This is a genomic window from Bordetella flabilis, assembly GCF_001676725.1.
Classification (GTDB): domain Bacteria; phylum Pseudomonadota; class Gammaproteobacteria; order Burkholderiales; family Burkholderiaceae_B; genus Bordetella_C; species Bordetella_C flabilis.
Window position 1 is genome coordinate 3,452,906 of record NZ_CP016172.1, and the last position, 17,140, is coordinate 3,470,045.

19 protein-coding genes are annotated in these 17,140 nt (G+C 67.6%); 17 read left to right on the plus strand and 2 right to left on the minus strand.

Annotated features, from left to right (window positions below):
- The first annotated feature begins 39 nt into the window (after nt 1-39).
- From fliD to BAU07_RS15185, 6 genes are read left to right on the plus strand one after another with little or no spacing between them, the layout of a single operon-like run.
- Entirely contained in the window at nt 40-1,446 is a 1,407-nt protein-coding gene (gene fliD / locus BAU07_RS15160) for a flagellar filament capping protein FliD (protein ID WP_066659245.1), read from the plus strand.
- On the plus strand, nt 1,446-1,874 hold the full coding sequence (gene fliS, locus BAU07_RS15165; protein WP_066659247.1) for a flagellar export chaperone FliS: 429 nt from the start codon (nt 1,446-1,448) through the stop codon (nt 1,872-1,874). Before fliD ends, fliS begins: the two co-directional genes overlap by 1 nt.
- Before the next feature lie 46 nt (nt 1,875-1,920).
- Entirely contained in the window at nt 1,921-2,268 is a 348-nt protein-coding gene (locus tag BAU07_RS15170) for a flagellar protein FliT (RefSeq protein ID WP_066659249.1), read from the plus strand.
- Between the two features lie 35 nt (nt 2,269-2,303).
- Nucleotides 2,304-3,740: a flagellar hook-length control protein FliK gene (fliK, locus tag BAU07_RS15175; protein WP_066659250.1), complete on the plus strand. Its 1,437-nt coding sequence runs from the start codon at nt 2,304-2,306 to the stop codon at nt 3,738-3,740.
- Nucleotides 3,737-4,063 (plus strand): EscU/YscU/HrcU family type III secretion system export apparatus switch protein, encoded by a 327-nt coding sequence (locus BAU07_RS15180; RefSeq protein WP_066659251.1) that lies wholly within the window; start codon nt 3,737-3,739, stop codon nt 4,061-4,063. Before fliK ends, BAU07_RS15180 begins: the two co-directional genes overlap by 4 nt.
- Before the next feature lie 14 nt (nt 4,064-4,077).
- Entirely contained in the window at nt 4,078-4,932 is an 855-nt protein-coding gene (locus BAU07_RS15185; RefSeq protein ID WP_066659256.1) for a hypothetical protein, read from the plus strand.
- Nucleotides 4,933-4,984: 52 nt separating this feature from the next.
- On the opposite strand, the gene BAU07_RS15190 is transcribed toward BAU07_RS15185, so the two are convergent.
- Complete coding sequence (locus tag BAU07_RS15190) at nt 4,985-6,148, minus strand: putative bifunctional diguanylate cyclase/phosphodiesterase (protein ID WP_084025785.1); 1,164 nt, start codon at nt 6,146-6,148, stop codon at nt 4,985-4,987.
- A 79-nt stretch (nt 6,149-6,227) separates the two neighbouring features.
- Nucleotides 6,228-6,563 (minus strand): flagellar hook-basal body complex protein FliE, encoded by a 336-nt coding sequence (gene fliE / locus BAU07_RS15195; RefSeq protein ID WP_066659261.1) that lies wholly within the window; start codon nt 6,561-6,563, stop codon nt 6,228-6,230.
- A 307-nt stretch (nt 6,564-6,870) separates the two neighbouring features.
- Here fliE and fliF point away from each other — a divergent pair, with 307 nt between their 5' ends.
- The 11 genes from fliF to fliP all read left to right on the plus strand — a co-directional run bounded on the left by fliF (nt 6,871) and on the right by fliP (nt 17,131).
- Nucleotides 6,871-8,553 carry a flagellar basal-body MS-ring/collar protein FliF gene (gene fliF, locus BAU07_RS15200; protein ID WP_066659263.1) on the plus strand — a complete coding sequence of 561 codons (1,683 nt, stop codon included), beginning with the start codon at nt 6,871-6,873 and terminating at the stop codon, nt 8,551-8,553.
- Nucleotides 8,543-9,550, plus strand: a complete 1,008-nt coding sequence (gene fliG / locus BAU07_RS15205) for a flagellar motor switch protein FliG (RefSeq protein WP_066659265.1) — start codon at nt 8,543-8,545, stop codon at nt 9,548-9,550. Before fliF ends, fliG begins: the two co-directional genes overlap by 11 nt.
- Entirely contained in the window at nt 9,543-10,283 is a 741-nt protein-coding gene (gene fliH, locus BAU07_RS15210) for a flagellar assembly protein FliH (RefSeq protein ID WP_066659266.1), read from the plus strand. Before fliG ends, fliH begins: the two co-directional genes overlap by 8 nt.
- 10 nt (nt 10,284-10,293) lie before the next feature.
- Nucleotides 10,294-11,772 (plus strand): flagellar protein export ATPase FliI, encoded by a 1,479-nt coding sequence (gene fliI / locus BAU07_RS15215; protein WP_066659267.1) that lies wholly within the window; start codon nt 10,294-10,296, stop codon nt 11,770-11,772.
- Nucleotides 11,765-12,214 carry a flagellar export protein FliJ gene (gene fliJ, locus BAU07_RS15220; protein ID WP_066659268.1) on the plus strand — a complete coding sequence of 150 codons (450 nt, stop codon included), beginning with the start codon at nt 11,765-11,767 and terminating at the stop codon, nt 12,212-12,214. Before fliI ends, fliJ begins: the two co-directional genes overlap by 8 nt.
- Before the next feature lie 27 nt (nt 12,215-12,241).
- A complete protein-coding gene (locus BAU07_RS15225; protein WP_066659270.1) occupies nt 12,242-13,654 on the plus strand; it encodes a flagellar hook-length control protein FliK in 1,413 nt (470 codons plus the stop codon).
- Between the two features lie 197 nt (nt 13,655-13,851).
- The gene (locus tag BAU07_RS15230; RefSeq protein WP_066659272.1) at nt 13,852-14,439 is read left to right on the plus strand and encodes a flagellar basal body-associated FliL family protein; all 588 of its coding nucleotides are present in this window, start codon (nt 13,852-13,854) and stop codon (nt 14,437-14,439) included.
- A 2-nt stretch (nt 14,440-14,441) separates the two neighbouring features.
- A complete protein-coding gene (fliM, locus tag BAU07_RS15235; RefSeq protein ID WP_066659274.1) occupies nt 14,442-15,449 on the plus strand; it encodes a flagellar motor switch protein FliM in 1,008 nt (335 codons plus the stop codon).
- Entirely contained in the window at nt 15,442-15,981 is a 540-nt protein-coding gene (gene fliN / locus BAU07_RS15240; protein ID WP_066659276.1) for a flagellar motor switch protein FliN, read from the plus strand. The genes fliM and fliN overlap by 8 nt, the downstream gene beginning before the upstream one ends.
- A 7-nt stretch (nt 15,982-15,988) precedes the next feature.
- The gene (fliO, locus tag BAU07_RS15245; RefSeq protein WP_066659278.1) at nt 15,989-16,318 is read left to right on the plus strand and encodes a flagellar biosynthetic protein FliO; all 330 of its coding nucleotides are present in this window, start codon (nt 15,989-15,991) and stop codon (nt 16,316-16,318) included.
- Nucleotides 16,319-16,384: 66 nt separating this feature from the next.
- The gene (fliP, locus tag BAU07_RS15250; RefSeq protein WP_066665467.1) at nt 16,385-17,131 is read left to right on the plus strand and encodes a flagellar type III secretion system pore protein FliP; all 747 of its coding nucleotides are present in this window, start codon (nt 16,385-16,387) and stop codon (nt 17,129-17,131) included.
- Nucleotides 17,132-17,140: the final 9 nt, after the last annotated feature.

The window sequence follows — 17,140 nt, forward strand, 5'->3', positions numbered from 1 at the left end:
CGCCGCCTTTGACAGAATACGGAAATCAGGAAAAACACGATGGCTACCTCTACTCTGCCCCCCATTACCTCGCTCGGATCGGGCTCCAAGCTCGATCTGCAGGGCATCCTGGACAGCCTCGCGGCCAATGAAAAGCAGCAGCTGACGCTCATCCAGACGCAGCAGACCAACGTCAAGACGCAGATTTCCGCCTACGGCACGCTGAAGTCAGCCGTGGACACGCTGCAGACCGCGGCCAAGGCCCTGGCTGATTCCAAGACCTACAACGTGACGAAGGCCACCGTAAATGGCGGCGCCACGGAGTTTTCCGTCAGCACCCAGACGGGCGCGACGCCGGCCACCTATAACGTCAAGGTCGACGCGCTGGCCACCTCGCAACAATTGAAGTCCGGCGTGATCGCCGACCGCACGGCGTCCATGGGCGGCGGCGGCAATATCACGGTGACGCTGGCCGACGGCACCACCAAGACGGTGGATGTCGGCAATGACACCTCGCTCAACGGGATCGCCAAGGCCATCAATGCCAGCGACGACATTGGCGTCAGCGCCAGCATCGTCAATAACGGCAGCGGGCAGAGCTATCTGATCCTTACGGCCAGCGATACCGGCACCGATGCGGCAGTCACGAAGATCACCTCCAGCAATTCGGCCATCCAGGGCGTCGTCGGCTACGACAGCTCGGTGCCCGGCAGCCCGCTGACGCAGACCCAGGCCGCCGCCAACGCGAAGCTGACGATCAACGACGTCGCGGTGACCAGCCAGTCGAACACGGTGGACGGCATCATCGACAATGTGACGATCACGCTGAACCAGATCACGACCGGCACGCAGTCCTTCACGGTGGCCTCCGACACGTCCGGCATATCGACGGCCGTGCAGACGTTCGTCGGCGCTTACAACACCCTGCAGAACCTGGTCAAATCGCTGACCGCCTACGATGCCGACACGGAGAAGGGCTCGCCGCTGACCGGTGACAGCGCGACGCGCTCGATCACCTCCACGCTTTCCGGCGCCCTGCGCGTGCTGTCCACCGGCGCGTCGACCCTGAAAACCATCCAGGACCTGGGCATCACAACCGACCCGACGGACGGCACCCTGGATCTGAACGTCGGCACGATCGACAGCAACCACCTGCATTCGCTGAACGATTCCCTGAAGACGAATCCGCAGGACGTCGAGGATATCCTGACCGCGCTGGGCACCAACGTAAGCAACGCCATCAATGGGATCACCGGCTCCAAGGGGCTGATCCAGACGCGCATCGACGGCCTGAATGCCACCGTGGACACCCTGCAGGATACCTACGACCGGACGTCCGACCGTATCGACGCCGATATCGCCAACATTCGCGCGCAGTTCGTGCAACTGGACGCCTTCGTCGCCCAGATGAACAGCACCAGTACGTACCTGACGCAACAGTTCGCCTCGCTCTCGAACAGCAAATAATGGCCTACGCATCGCGCCGTCCCGACAACGCTTACTCCGTGCGTTCCTATGCCGATGTCGGCATCGAAACGCAGGTCATGAGCGCCAGTGCGGAAAGACTCATCACCCTGCTCTATACCGCGGCGCGTGCCGCCATCGGGCAGGCTCGCATCCATATCGAACAGGGCAATGTCCAAGGGCGCGCAGCGGCGATCAGCAAGGCCGCCCGCCTGATCGACGAAGGCCTGAAGCAGGCGCTCGACCTGGAAGCCGGCGGTGAAATCGCCGGCAACCTGAACAGCCTGTACGACTATATGCTCCGCCTCCTGGTGACCGCGAACCTGAAAGGGGATGCCGCGCTGCTGCAAACGGCGGATACCCTGCTCGCCGAGCTCCAGGAAGCGTGGCAGACGTCCGTGGATCGCCCCGGCGACGCCGTCCGGTCCTGAGAGCAACCGGACACAACCCACATTTTCCGCGCCTACAAGGCCTCTTATGACGTCCCAGTCCTCGCAAATCATTCTTGAGCTTTATCGCGAGATCGTCGCGGTTACCGCGGCAATGCTGAATGCCGCCCGCGCGCAGGACTGGACCGGTGTGCTGAAGTTCGGCCAGACCTATTGTGAAATCGTCGAGCGCCTGCGCACCATCGGCGTGACCGAACCGCTGGACGATATGGAACGCCGCCAGAAGCACGATCTGCTGGTGCAGATCCTGGAGAACGACGCCAATACGCGGGACCTGGCCATTCCGGAACTGGCCCGCATGGGCGAGCTCCTTGGCCGCATGAAGCGGCAGCAGGCGCTGCTGAACACGTACGGGTTCAAGGTCCCGGCGGCATGAGAACCCCCGCCCGCGCAAGCGCCAGGGGTGCATAAATGAGCGGCGTAGGGCCTACCGCGCTCAGCTCGCTGCTGGTGCAGCGGCTGGACGCCGTGCTGGGGACGCAGCTCGCGCAACACGGCGGCTCCAACGCCGCGACACGCCAGGACGCGGTGATACCGCCCGGCCGATCGGACGGGCTGCGTCCGGGCCCGCAAGGCCGCGGCGCCGACTTGCTGGAAAACCTCAGCATCCAGGACCGCGCGGCCCTGCGCGAAGCCGCGCAGCAGGCCGAACTGGCGGCGGCGCTGCGCAGCCGCTTCGTCAGCACCGATACCACCCCCTCGGCGCCCACCACGCTGGGCCAGACGGCCCGCGTCATCCTGACCCTGCTCGCCCAGTATCCCGATACCGCGCCCGCGCTGGCCGGCAAGGCGCCTCTCTGGGCAGGCGCGGGAGATCCGGACGGTGCGCAGGACGGCGCCGCCGGTGCCCCGGCGCGCGGCGCGGCCCCCGGCCCGCAAGCGGGCGAACCGCGTGCCATTCAGGGACCCGGCGCGGACGACGGCGCGCAACCCGACCTGGGGCAGCACGGTGCATCGGCCGGTGCCGGCGGCGCGGCCGGCCAGGCCAAGGGCGCCGCGGCCCCCGCGCAGGCTCCGGGCGCCACGCTGCCCGAAGGCGCGGACCCCTCGGCAGCACGCACCGGCGCAGGGCAACCGGGCAACGCATCGCAAGCCGCCGCGGCGGCCAGCGCAGCGGCGTTGCAGCCCGGCACGCCGCAAGCCGGCGCGTTGGCACAGGCACTGAGACAGGCCATCGAAGGCAGCGGCCTGTTTTACGAATCGCACCTGAGCGACGTCGCCTACGGGCAACGCAGCGCAGGCCAAGTGCGCGCGGAACCGCAGGCACGCCTCGACGCATCGCAGGCCCCGCCCATCAACACGCCGGTGCCCAAGCAATCCATCCTGGCGGACAACCCCCGCTTCAATCTGCCGACGCAGGCCGCGCCGCTGATGGCGCAGGCCGACGGGCTGCCGTCCACCGGCACGGCACCGACCTGGTCGGCATCGATGCCCGCCACGCCCCCCGCTCCGCCGCCGGGTATCCATCCCGATGCGGCGCTGCTGGTGCGCCAGCAGCTCGAAGTGCTGGCCAACCAGACCCTGGCCTGGGAGGGCACGGCCTGGCCGGGCACCGATATGTGGTGGGAAATCCGGCGCGAGCCGCGCGAACCGGGGCAGGCGACCGCGCCGGAAGCCCCGGCCGCCTGGGCGACGCGCCTGGTCCTGACCATGCCCCGCCTCGGTACGGTGGAGGCGCGCCTGTCCTTGTCGGGGCAGACGCTGGGGCTGCAGATCGTGGCTCCCGAGGGCGAAAGCGAGATCGCCGCGGGCGGCGCAGCCTTGCGCCAACGCCTGCAGGCGGCCGGGCTGGAACTCTCACAGTTGACCGTCAGCGCGCATGCACCGGCACTGGAGCCGATCCCATGACCGCCACCACGCCGGCGCCCGGGCATGAGCCGGCACGCCACGCGGCCGTCGCCCTGTCGTATGAGGAAGGCGAAACCGCCCCGCGCGTTGTCGCCAAGGGCTACGGCACCCTGGCCGAGACGATCATCCGTACCGCCCGCGAGAACGGTATGTACGTGCATCAGTCGCCGGAGCTCGTCGGACTGTTGATGCAGGTCGACCTGGACGCCCACATTCCGCCGCAGCTCTACCTGGCGGTGGCGGAGCTGCTGGCATGGCTCTACCGGCTGGAAGCCGGGTCCGCGGACCCGGCGCGCGAGCCCTCGCCGGAAAATCTTCGCTGAATCCTGGAATCGCCATGCCCTTGAAAGAGCCCGACTCGGACTTCCTGTTGACGCGGCCGGAGGAAGTCCGTTCCGCCGTTTTCGAACTGACCCACCAGGACTGCCAAGTGCTGGTCCGCGATGCCGCCGACCGCGAAACCGCGGTATTGGTGCTTGGCATCGACAAGCAGACGGGGCATTTTTTCTGGCGCCCGCGCGATTTCGCGGGATCGGACTTCGCCACCAACGACAGCCGCGGACTGCGCGTCGGCATGGTGCTCCAGTTCCATGGCAACGGCTATGGCGGCGTACAGATCCATTTCCGCGTGCCGCGGCCGGAGCTGGTGCGCTTCGACGACGGCAGCGCCGCTTTCGTATCCCCCTTGCCGGAGCGCGTCACGCGCATCCAGCGCCGCAAACTGTTCCGGGCCTCTATCGTGGGCACGGCCGTGCGTTGCGCCGGCCAGTGGCGGCCGGATGCGGCGGTCAAGCCCATCCTGTTCGCGATCCGCGACATTTCCGTGGAAGGCATCGGGCTGCGGGTGAACCGTCCGGCACTTGAGCTTCCGCCCGCGCAGACCATCATGAAAGAGGTCTACCTGGATTTCGGCGACTTCGGCAACATCACCACCGATCTGCAGATCCGCACGGTGATCCCGCTGTCCGGGCAGCCCCTGGAACCGCAAGAGGCTGCCCCATCCGCCGACATCGCGACCGGTACGGACGCGGCCGTGTCGTCCGTACCGGTGCCGGCCGCGGCCAGGCCCGGACTGGGCGGACAGGATCCGCTCACGCACATCGGTGCGGTCTTCCCGGCCCTGAGCGGACGCCAGGAAGCGTGGTTGCAACAGGTGGTCTGGCGCCTGGAGAAGATCCGCACCGCCGGCTGAAGCGGGCGCCCGGCCACTCCGACCGGGCTGTTCAACCCGACCACGCCTCCTGCTACTCCGCCCCGGCGTTATCGACCCAGGGCAGGTCCCGTCCCTCGGCCTTTTCGGCCGGCGAAGGAAAGTAGTGCACCGCGATCTCTTCGGGCGGCATGGGCTTGCCGAGCAGCCAGCCCTGCACGCGGTGGCATTGCAGGGCATTGAGAATGGCGTACTGCCCTTCCGTCTCCACGCCCTCCGCGACGATTTCCCGCTCCAACCTGCGCGACAGCTCCACGATGGTGCCGACGATGGCCTGGGCGCTGGAGTCGCTTTCCAGGTTGCGCACGAAGGAACGGTCGATCTTTATGGTGTCGAAGGGCAGTTGCCGCAGGTAGCCCAGGCTGGAGTAGCCGGTGCCGAAATCGTCGATGGCAATACGCACGCCAGCCCGCCGTAACTCCGCCAAGCGCGATATTTCACCGCCTTCGGCAGCGACCAGCACGCCTTCCGTAATTTCCAACTCCAGCCGCTCGGCCGCCAGGCCGGTACGTTCCAGCACGTTGCGTACATCGCGCACCAGGTGGATCTTCTCCAGTTGGACCGGCGACAGGTTCACCGACAGATACCAGGGTTCCGGCCAGCTGGCGGCCTCGGCGCATGCCGTTTCCAATACCCAGGCGCCCAGCGGCACGATCAGTTCGGTCTGCTCGGCCAGCGGGATGAACTGCATGGGCGCGACGAGGCCGCGATGCGGATGGTTCCAGCGCAGCAGGGCTTCGAAACCGACCAGGCTGCGCGTGCCCGCGCTATAGATGGGTTGGTAATGAACGTAGAGCTGGCCCGACTCCTGCATGGCCTGGCGCAGGTCTTCTTCCAGGGCTTCCGAGTCGGCGACCTGGGACAGGCCCAACACGCTCTGGCCGCTGCGCGTGATGCGGACCGCACGCAGGATGGCTTCCGAGCGCACCAGGTGCAAGGCCAGGAACAGCAGCAGCCCGGTGGGCACCAGCACGATAAGCGCGAGAAGTATCCAATGAAAGCCCGCGATCTGCGCGATTCCGGCGTCCCACACATACCAGGCCGGCAACAGGCACAACGCGGCCACGAGGGCCACGGCTCCGCCGCCCCCCAACGCGCCACGGGCACGCCGGGAGATGAACCACGTCGTCAGCAGCACGACCCCGATGATCTCAAACTGGATTACGGCTACGACAAGCAATGTAAGAGTGTCAAGCATCGCACACCGTGGACGGCGATAACGGAATTAGTCCGAAGCGTGCCGCACGGGCAGGATTCTTGCACAAAACCGGCAAGACTCACACCGACAGGGACGAGATTTCCCTGTACGCCGCGACCAGACGATTGCGCACCTGCACCGCGGTCTGAAAACCGACGTTGGCCTTTTGCATATCGACAATGACGTCGTTCAGGGAAACATTGGGTGCACCGAGTTCGAAGGCCTTGGCCTGCGCCACCGCGGCATTCTGCGCCCCGGACACCCGCCTGAGCGAGCGCTGGAGCTCCGCGGCGAAACCTTCACCGGCCGGCATCGCGCCGCCCACGCCATCCGGGCCGCCGCCCTCTGCCGCACGCACCACCGAGCGCATCTGCTCGAGCATGCCTTCTATACCAGCCAGTCCGGATATTGCCATAGCAAGTCTTTCCTATTCTCGAATCGCGTTTTTCGCCGCCACGAGAGACTACCGCCATGCGCCTGGGACCATACGGAACAAATGACGGCAAAAAACCCGACATTTCGGCTGCTTGAGGCTCGACCCCTGTATCCGGGAAAACATAAAAGGCAAATGACGCCAAAAACCCAGGTTTTTCGGCGCTTGGGATGCGCAGCCACGCCGCCATAATCCACGCTCCGATACCCGAAGCACGTTGCATGTGTAACTTGCCCACCTCCACTCTAGATCCCCGGAACTCGCGACGTTCGCCGAGCAGGGGCAGCCGATGAATCAGCAGGCCACCCTCACTTCGTCCTTGCTCGCGCGGTTTCCGATGCTGGAAAGGCTGCGCACCGTCCCGAAACCGCTGCTGATCGGCACGGCCGCGGCGGTGGTCGCCATTGTCATCGCCGCGGTGATGTGGGGACGCGATCCCAACTATAAGGTGCTGTTCTCCAATCTGGACGACCGGGACGGCGGCGCCATCGTCGCCGCGCTCAACCAGATGAACGTGCCCTACCGGTTCAACGAAACCGGCACGGCCATCCTGGTTCCGGGCGAGAAAGTCTACGACGCGCGGCTGCAACTGGCAGGCCAGGGGCTGCCGCGTGGCGGCTCGGTCGGCTTCGAGCTGATGGACAACGCGCGCTTCGGCGCCAGCCAGTTCACCGAACAGATCAATTACCAGCGCGGGCTGGAAGGCGAACTTGCCCGTTCCATCGAATCGATGAACGCGGTGCAGCACGCCCGGGTACACCTGGCCCTGCCGCGCCAGACCCTGTTCGTGCGCGACCGCCGTCCGCCGACTGCTTCGGTCATCCTGACGCTGTACCCGGGCCGCAGCATCGGCGACTCCCAGGTGTCGGCGATTTCCTGGCTGGTCGCTTCCAGCGTACCGGACCTGACCATTACCAATGTGTCCATCGTCGACCAGAACGGTCGCCTGCTGTCGTCGCCGTCGGGCGAAGGCCGCGGCATGGACGCCGACCAGATGCGTTTCGTGCGCGAGACCGAACAGCGCACCGTGGAACGCATCCTGGCCATCCTCAATCCCCTGGTCGGCCCGGGCAACGTCCACGCCCAGGCCAGCGCCGACGTGGACTTCTCCCGGCGCGAGGAGACCTCCGAGGTCTACCGTCCTAATCAGGAACCGGGCCAATCGGCGGTGCGCAGCCAGCAAACCAACGATTCGCAGCAGCTTGGCATCAACCCGGCGCAAGGCGTGCCGGGCGCATTGAGCAACCAGCCCCCGGCGACCGCGCAGGCGCCGATCGCCAACCCGCCGGCGGTGCAGCCCGCCCCCGGCCAGGCCGCGCCCCCCCCGGCCGGACCAAACGGACAGCAAAACGGCCAGCAGGCCGCCCAGGCGGCCGTCCAGCAGGGTCCTGCGTCCACGCGTCGCGAAGCCACGACGAATTACGAAGTCGACCGCACCATCAGCCATGTCAAGCAACCGGTCGGCGCGGTCAAGCGCCTGTCGGTCGCCGTCGTCATCAACTACCTGCAGGACAAGGACGGCGAAGCCAAGGCCATGCCGCCCGAGCAGTTGAACAAGCTGACGACCCTGGTCAAGGAAGCGATGGGCTATTCCGAAACGCGCGGCGATTCGCTGAACGTGGTCAATAGCCAGTTCAACGACAGCGAACCCAGCACGCCGTGGTGGAAGGATCCGGACAACATCGCCCTGGCCAAGACCATCTTCGGCTGGCTCGTGATCGCCGTGGCCGCGCTGTGGGTGTGGCGCTCCCTGGTGCGCCCGATCTTCCAGCGCTATATGAACCCGGTGGTCGACCCCGAAGTCGCCGAACTGGAGCGCCAGCAAGCGTTGCGGGAGGCTCAGGAACAGGCGCGCGCCAAGGAACTGGACCGTTTCGACGACAACATGAAGCGCGCGCGCGATATGGCGACCAAGGATCCGCGCGCGGTCGCCATGGTGTTGCGTACCTGGATGAGCAAAGATGGCAAGTGATAAACCCATCGACGGCATGACCCGCGCCGCGGTATTGCTGATGTCCCTGGGCGAGGACGCCGCAGCCGAGGTGTTCCGCTACCTGACCGCCCGCGAGGTGCAGCAGGTGGGCGCGGCCATGGCCACCCTCAAGCAGGTGACACGCGAAGACGTCGGCGACGTACTGGAAGAATTCCGCCAGGAGGCCGACCAGTTCATCGCCGTGACGCTGGGCTCGGACGACTACATCCGTTCCGTCCTGACGAAAGCCCTGGGCAGCGACCGCGCGGCAGGCCTGATCGAGGACATCCTGGAAGCCGGCGATGGCGGCAGCGGCATCGACGCGCTGAACTGGCTGGATCCCCACATCGTCGCCGAACTCATCGGAGACGAGCATCCGCAGATCATCGCCACCATCCTGGTGCACCTGGAGCGCGACCGCGCCGCGGCCGTGCTGACCCGCCTGACCGAGCGCCTGCGCAACGACGTGATGCTGCGCATCGCCACCTTCGGCGGCGTGCAGCCCGCGGCCCTGTCGGAACTGACCGAGACGCTGAACGCGGTGCTGGCCGGCCAGGGCGCCAAGCGCAGCAAGATGGGCGGCGTGCGCACGGCGGCCGAAATCCTCAACATGATGAACTCGGCGGACGAGGAAAACGTCGTGACCAGCCTGCGCGAACGCGATGCGGACCTGGCGCAGAAGATCGTCGACGAAATGTTCGTGTTCGAGAACCTGCTCGAAGTCGAGGATCGCGGCATCCAGCTCATACTGAAGGAAGTCGACAACGACACCCTGATGGTCGCACTGAAGGGCGCCGTCGAGGAGTTGCGCGACAAGTTCCTGCGCAATATGTCCAGCCGCGCGGCCGAGATGCTGCGCGAGGACCTGGAGGCCCAGGGCCCCATCCGCATGTCGAAGGTGGAAGCCGAGCAGAAGAAGATCCTGCTGGTGGCCCGCCGCCTGGCCGAAAGCGGGCAGATCGTGCTGGGCGGCCCGGGGGACGACGCGTATGTCTGAACGCCGCGCCGTTCCGGCGTCGATGCCCAGCGCCGCGACCTGGCGTCGCTGGCGCATGGCGTCGTTCGAGGAACAGGACGCCAGCGTGCAGGAACAGGAAGAGGCGCCGCAACCGGGGCCCGATCCGCAGGTCGTGCTGGAGGAGGCCCGCCGCGCGGGCCATGCGCAAGGCGTTTCCGAAGGCCGTGCCGAAGGCTACGACCTGGGCGTCGCCGAAGGCCGCGCGCGCGGCTACGACGAAGGGCTGGAGCAAGGCCGGACGGCCGGATACGCCGAAGGGCTGGCGCAGGCGCGCCAGCAGGGCGCCGAGGAAGCCGCGCAATTGCGCGCCCTGGCGCAGGCCACGGCCGCATCGCTGACGCAGCTCGAAGAAAAAACCGGCCAGGCGCTGTTGACCCTGGCCCTGGATATCGCGCGGCAGGTGGTGCGCACCACGGTGGCGATGCAGCCCGAAGCGCTGCTTACCGCCGTGCGCGAAGTCCTTCATATGAACCCCACGGCGGGGGCGCCCCTGCGCCTGTGGCTGCATCCCCTGGACCTGGAGCTGGTCCGGCTGCATCTGGCCGAGGACCTCAAGGGCGCGCCCTGGCGCGTGCTGGCGGACGAATCCATCATGCGCGGCGGCTGCCGCGCGGAAACCTCGTTCGGCGAGATCGACGCGACGTTGCAGACCCGCTGGCGCCGCGTGGCCGCCTCGCTGGGACGCGACATGCCGCTGGAGGACGCCGAGTGAGCGTGCAGCCATGACCGCCGATACCTCGGCCCCTGCCATCCCCGCCCTTCCGGCCGTGCCGGTTGTGGACCGCTGGGTCACGCAGTTGCAGATCGGCTCGATACGCGCCAGTTCCACGGACCCCTGGCTGGCGACCGGCCGCATCACCCGCGCCACCGGACTGGTGTTGCAGGCCACCGGACTGCGCCTGCCCGTGGGCGCGGTGTGCCGTATCGAGATCGCGCCGGGACACGATCACTGGGCCGACGCCGAAGTCGTCGGTTTCGACGGCCATACGCTGTACCTGATGCCGCAATCGGATATCTCCGGACTGCCGCCCGGCGCCCGCGTCGTGCCGGGGGAACCGCCGCTGCAGCGTCCGATTCCCCTGCCCCGCAAGGCCATCCTGAACGGCAACGCCAAGCCGGCGCTGGGCCGCCACCTTCCCGTCGGCAACGCCCTGCTCGGGCGCGTGCTGGATGGGGGCGGCCGGCCGCTGGACGATCTGGGCCCGCTGGAAGGCGCGGACCAGGCGCCGCTATCGGCCCTGCCGATCAATCCCTTGCAGCGCGCCCCCATCGATACGGTGCTGGATGTCGGCGTGCGCGCCATCAATGGCCTGTTGACCGTGGGACGCGGCCAGCGCATGGGCCTGTTCGCCGGATCGGGCGTCGGCAAGAGCGTGCTGCTGGGCATGATGGCCCGCTATACCAAGGCCGATGTCATCGTGGTCGGCCTGATCGGCGAACGGGGACGCGAAGTCAAGGAATTCATCGAACACAACCTGGGCCCGGAGGGCCTGGCGCGATCGGTGGTGGTGGCCGCGCCGGCCGACGTATCGCCGCTGCTGCGCCTGCAGGGCGCCGCCTACGCGACGCGCGTGGCCGAGCACTTCCGCGACCAGGGCCTGGATGTCCTGCTGATCATGGATTCGCTGACGCGCTATGCCATGGCGCAGCGGGAAATCGCCCTGGCCATCGGCGAGCCGCCCGCCACCAAGGGCTATCCGCCTTCCGTGTTCGCGCGCCTGCCCGCGCTGGTGGAACGGGCCGGCAACGGGGCGCCCGGTCCCAACGGCAAGGCGGGCTCGATCACCGGTTTCTATACGGTGCTGGCCGAAGGCGACGACCAGCAGGATCCCATCGCCGACTCTGCCCGCGCGATCCTGGACGGGCACGTCGTACTGTCCCGCCATCTGGCCGAGGCGGGCCATTACCCCGCCATCGACATCGAGGCGTCGATCTCGCGCGCCATGACCTCGCTGATCACGCCGGAGCAATTCGCCACGGTACGTCGCTTCAAGCAGGTGGTGTCGCGCTACCAGCGCAATCGCGACCTGATCGCCGTGGGTGCCTACGCCCCCGGCCATGACCTGGCGCTGGATGATGCGATCGCGCGCTATCCGCGCCTGGAAGCCTTCCTGCAACAGAACGTGGGCGAGAAGGTGGACTACGCCACGGCCATCGCCCAATTGCAATCCACGCTCCACACAGGTGAACCGCATGCCTAGCCAACTTCCCCTGGATACGTTGATCGGGCTGGCCAAGGATCAGACCGACGAGGCTGCCCGGCGCCTGGGCACCCTGCATACCGTCCGCAACGACGCCGAACGCCAGTTGGCCATGCTGCATGACTACCGGGCAGACTACCTGCAGCGCCTGCAGCATGCGATGGTAAGCGGTATGTCCGCGGCCGACTGCCACAACTACCAGCGCTTCATCGCGACGCTGGACGACGCCATCGACCAGCAACGCGCGGTGCTCGAACAGGCCGACTCGCACCTGGCGCAGGGCAAGGTGCGCTGGCAGGAGGAGCGCCGCAAGCTCAATTCCTTCGATGCGCTGGCGCAGCGGCAGAACCGCGAACTGGCGCGCCAGGACGCCCGGCGCGAACAACGGCTCAACGACGAATACTCCGCCCGCCTGGTACGGGGCGCAACGGGGCTGCACTGACCCCGCACAGGAAACAGGAAGCTCACCATGACCTCGCCCCTTGCCATGCTGGCTGTTGCAGCCCCCGCCCCTGCCGGGCGGCCGTCCGGCGCGTCCGCGCCTGAAGCGGGCGCGTCGCGCGACGGCGACGATGCATCACGTTTCTCCGACATCATGGCGCGCCAGCGCGCCGGCCAGGACGCCGCCGCCACATCGGCGGGTACGGGCGCGCCCGCGTCTCCCCCGGCGGCCGGCGCCGCCGATCCCGTCGCGGATGCCGATGGCGGCGCCACGGCGGACGGCAAGCACGACGACAAGACCGGCGTCGCGGCCGCCACGCCCGCCGAACTGACTCTGGCGCAACAGGCGTTGGCCCTGGCGACCATGGCGGCAGAGTTGCAAGGCGGCGGATCTGCAGCAACACCGCCATCCACGACAGGCGATGCCAGCGGGGCGGGCCAGCCGCTGCCGGGCCAACCGGCCGCGGCGGGCGGCACCTCGGCAACCACGCCGGCCGCGCTCCTGCCCGCCACCCCGGGCGATGCGTCCCAGGCAGCTTCGGCGTCCACCGACGGCGCCCGCGCATCCTCACAGGTCGCCGCGAACGGCCTGCCGGCAGCGCTCCCTGGCGCCGGGACGCCAGGCGCCGCCCCAGCGGCGTCCGCACACCCCGCTGGCGCTACGCACGACACCGCCGCCCCGTCCGCCGTCGATGCGCGCAACGCGGCGCGGCAGGACGAAGAGGCCGTATCCGCGCGCGCGGCCATGGTCGACACGCGCACCGGGACGGACAGCCGGCCGGACGCGCGCGCACAGGCGTCCGGGTCCCACACCCCGGTCGACACGCCCAAGGCCTTGTCCGCCGACAAGGATGCCGTGGCCGATACCAGCTTCGCGAGCAGCCGGCCCGATACGGCCCCGGTGGCCCCGAGCGACATGGCGCAGGCCCTCGCCGGCGCATGGCAGGCCCCGGCCGCGTCCACCGGCGGACCGGCCTCCGCGCCCGCCATCCGCACGCCGGTCGGACAGCCGCAGTGGGGCGCTGAACTGGGCGGCCAACTCGTCACCCTGACGCACCGCGCGGGCGAGGACGCCCAGACCGCACAGCTCAGGCTGGACCCGCCCGACCTCGGCCCGCTGCAGGTCACGATCAAGATCACGGACGGCGTCGCCCAGGCTTCCTTCGTGTCCGCCCATGCGGCCGTGCGCCAGGCCCTGGAGTCGGCCCTGCCCCAGTTGCAGCAGACCCTGGCGCAGGCCGGCATCTCGCTGGGGCAGACATCGGTCAGCGACCAGGGCGCCCAGGCCGGTTTTGGCGGCATGCAACAGGGTAATGAGCACGCATCCGGGCAAGGCGGCGGCCAGACGGCGAACGCCTCGGCCGATACGGCCGGCGACGTGGTGCAGATCGCCGTGCCGACGCGACGTGCCGGCGCCGGCATCGTGGACACCTTCGCATGACGACGCACGGTCCGCGGCAGCGCCGCGCGCCGACGGCGCCGCAAGGGTGCCCGGGCGGCCCGGCGATGCCGCCCGGCAATAGCTGGAGATACCCAGTTTTCGCCCTGTTTTTCCCGCCCCTTGCGCCTGCGTAAGTCAGGCAAAATGCCTACGCACAATCGATATCCGTTTCCCCGGTAAACCACCACCCATCCGAGATGGCGACAACCAAAAACCCCACTTTGCCGACGCGCAGCACCCTGCCGATGCGTACCGGCGGCTCGTCGCGCTTTCTGCGCCCGATCATCGGCCTGCTGGTTCTCCTGATCGTTGCCGCCGCCAGTGTCGCGACGACCTGGATGATCACGACGCGTTCGCAACGCACGGCCGCCAATTCCGCCGTGCAGATCAACGTGGGGCAGCCGCAGCCGCCGGCGGGCGCGACGCCGACGACCTTCGTCGCGCCGCCGGCCGTTCCGCAAGCGGTGCCTGCGCCCATCTTCATCCCGATCACGCCTTTCACCGTCACGCTGCAGAGCGCCGACCGCGAGCGCATCGTGCATCTGGCCCTGACGCTGCGCGTGGCCGACGAGCAGTCGCGCCAGCGGCTGGAAAAATACATGCCCGAAGTGCGCAGCCGCATCCTGATGCTGCTGTCGGCGCAGACGCCGGAAAGCGTCCAGACCCCGCAAGGGAAGGTCGACCTGGCCGCGGCCATCATGAAGACCGCCAACAAGCCGTTCTCGCCGCTGCCTGACGGGCAATACGTCACCGACGTGCTGTTCACCGAATTCGTGGTGCAATAAGCATGGCTTACGAGGCGTTCCTATCGCAGGACGAGGTAGACGCCCTGCTGGCGGGCGTCACCGGCGAAAGCGACGGCAAGGGGCCCAGCCAGGAAAGCGCGGACGGCGTACGCACGTACGACCTGAGCTCTCCCGAGCGCGTCGTGCGCCGCCGCATGCAGACGCTGGAGCTCATCAACGAGCGGTTCGCGCGCCACATGCGCAACGTGCTGCTGAACTTCATGCGCCGTAACGCCGACATCACGGTCGGGTCGATCCGCATCCTGAAGTACTCGGATTTCGAGCGCAACCTGCCGGTCCCCAGCAACCTGAACATGGTGCAGATGAAGCCGCTACGCGGCACCGCCCTGTTCAGCTACGACCCGAACCTCGTCTTCCTGGTGATCGACAGCCTGTTCGGCGGCGACGGCCGCTACCACACGCGCGTGGAAGGCCGCGACTTCACGACCACCGAACAGCGCATCATCCGCCGGCTGCTGAACCTGACGCTGGAAAGCTATGGCCGGTCATGGGAAGCGGTCTACCCGGTCGAGTTCGAATACGTGCGCTCGGAGATGCACACCAAGTTCGCCAGCATCACGGGGTCGAACGAAATCGTCGTGGTCACGCCTTTCCACATCGAATTCGGCGCCACGGGTGGGGACCTGAACATTTGCCTGCCCTACTCCATGATCGAGCCGGTGCGGGACATCCTGACGCGACCCTTGCAGGAAACCACGCTGGAAGCGGTCGACCAGCGCTGGGCGCGCCAGCTTACGCGCCAGATCCGCAGCGCCGACGTCGAACTGATATGCGAATTCGCACGCATCCCCTCGTCGATCCGCCAACTGATGAACCTGAAGGTGGGCGACGTGCTGCCGGTCGAAGTGCCGGAGACGGTCATCGCCAACGTCGATTCCGTTCCGGTCATGGAATGCGGATACGGCGTCTTCAATAACCAGTACGCACTGCGCGTACAGCAACTGCTTACCCCTGTGGATCCCGAGAACGAGGCCCCCGACCATGACTGATCAGAACGCCGAGCGGCCCGATCAAAACAAAGCTGCCGCATCGTCCAGCGCGAGCGACGACTGGGCCGACGCGCTGGCCGAGCAATCACGCGCGGCGCCGCCCACGCAGGCCGACGGCCTGAAGCCGGCCGACGACTGGGCCGATGCCCTGGCCGAACAGACCGCGGCCGCCCCCGCGGCCCCGGCAACTGCCGCCGCGCCCGCGGCCAAGCCGGCCGGCGCTTCCGTGTTCAAGCAACTGGCCGGTTCAAGCGAGAAATCGAACGCGGATATCGACCTCATCATGGACGTACCGGTCCAGTTGACGGTCGAGCTGGGCCGTACCCGCCTGACCATCAAGAACCTGCTGCAGCTGGGCCAGGGCTCCGTGGTCGAGCTCGACGGCCTGGCCGGTGAACCGATGGACATCTTCGTGAACGGCTACCTGATCGCCCAGGGCGAAGTCGTGGTGGTGGACGACAAGTATGGCATCCGGCTGACCGACATCATCACGCCTTCCGAACGGATCAACCGGCTCAACAGCCGCCGCTGACACGACCATGGCCGACGCCGCTCCCTTGCGCGTATTCCTGGGCCTGATCGTCGTCATCGGCGCGATCCTGCTGTGCGGATGGATCGCGCGCCGGGCCGGGCTGGCCGGCCGGGCACAGGGCGGCGCCTTGCGCGTGGTCCACAGCCTGAACGTGGGCCCCCGCCAGCGCATCGTGCTGGTCGAAGTTGAAAACGCCCGGCTGCTGGTCGGCGTGACCCCAGGGCAGATGAACCTGCTGCATACCCTGCCTCCCGGCGAGCCCGTGGTGGCGCAGACGCCCGGCCCCCTGGCCGGGACGTTCGCGGCCCGGCTCGGCCAGGCCCTGCGGCGCGGCTGAACGCCGCCGCGGATGGATGTACCCATGACACGTTTCTTTAGCCGATGGACCGGCTGCTCCAGCGCCATGCGCCGCACCGCCGCCATCGCCGCCCTGTTCTGCCTCGCCTGCCTGCCGGCGGCCACGCTGGCGCAGGCTACGCTGCCCGCGCTGACCACCACGCCCGGTCCCAACGGCGCGGAGACCTATTCGCTGAGCGTGCAGACGCTGCTGATGCTGACGTCGCTGACGTTCATCCCGGCGGCGCTGCTGATGATGACGGGGTTCACGCGCATCATCATCGTTCTGGGCCTGATGCGCAGCGCGCTGGGCACGCCCACCACGCCGCCCAACATGGTGCTGGTGGGCCTGGCGCTGTTCCTCACGGCGTACACCATGTCGCCCGTGTTCGACCAGATCTACAAGGACGCCTACCAGCCGCTGTCGAACGGCACGATCTCGTTCGAAACCGCCATCGAGCGGGGCTCCGAACCGTTGCGGACCTTCATGCTGCACCAGACCCGCGAAAGCGATCTGTCGCTGTTCGCGAACCTGACGAACCAGCCGCCTATGGAAAGCTCGGCCGCGGTGCCGATGAAGGTGCTGATCCCGGCCTTCATCACCAGCGAGCTGAAGACGGCGTTCCAGATCGGTTTCACCATCTTCATTCCCTTCCTCATCATCGACCTGGTGGTGGCGAGCGTGCTCATGGGCCTGGGCATGATGATGGTTCCACCGATATCGGTGTCGCTGCCCTTCAAGCTGATGCTGTTCGTGCTGGCCGATGGCTGGCACATGCTGCTGGGTTCGCTGGCCCGCAGTTTCTACCAGTGACCGGAGCGC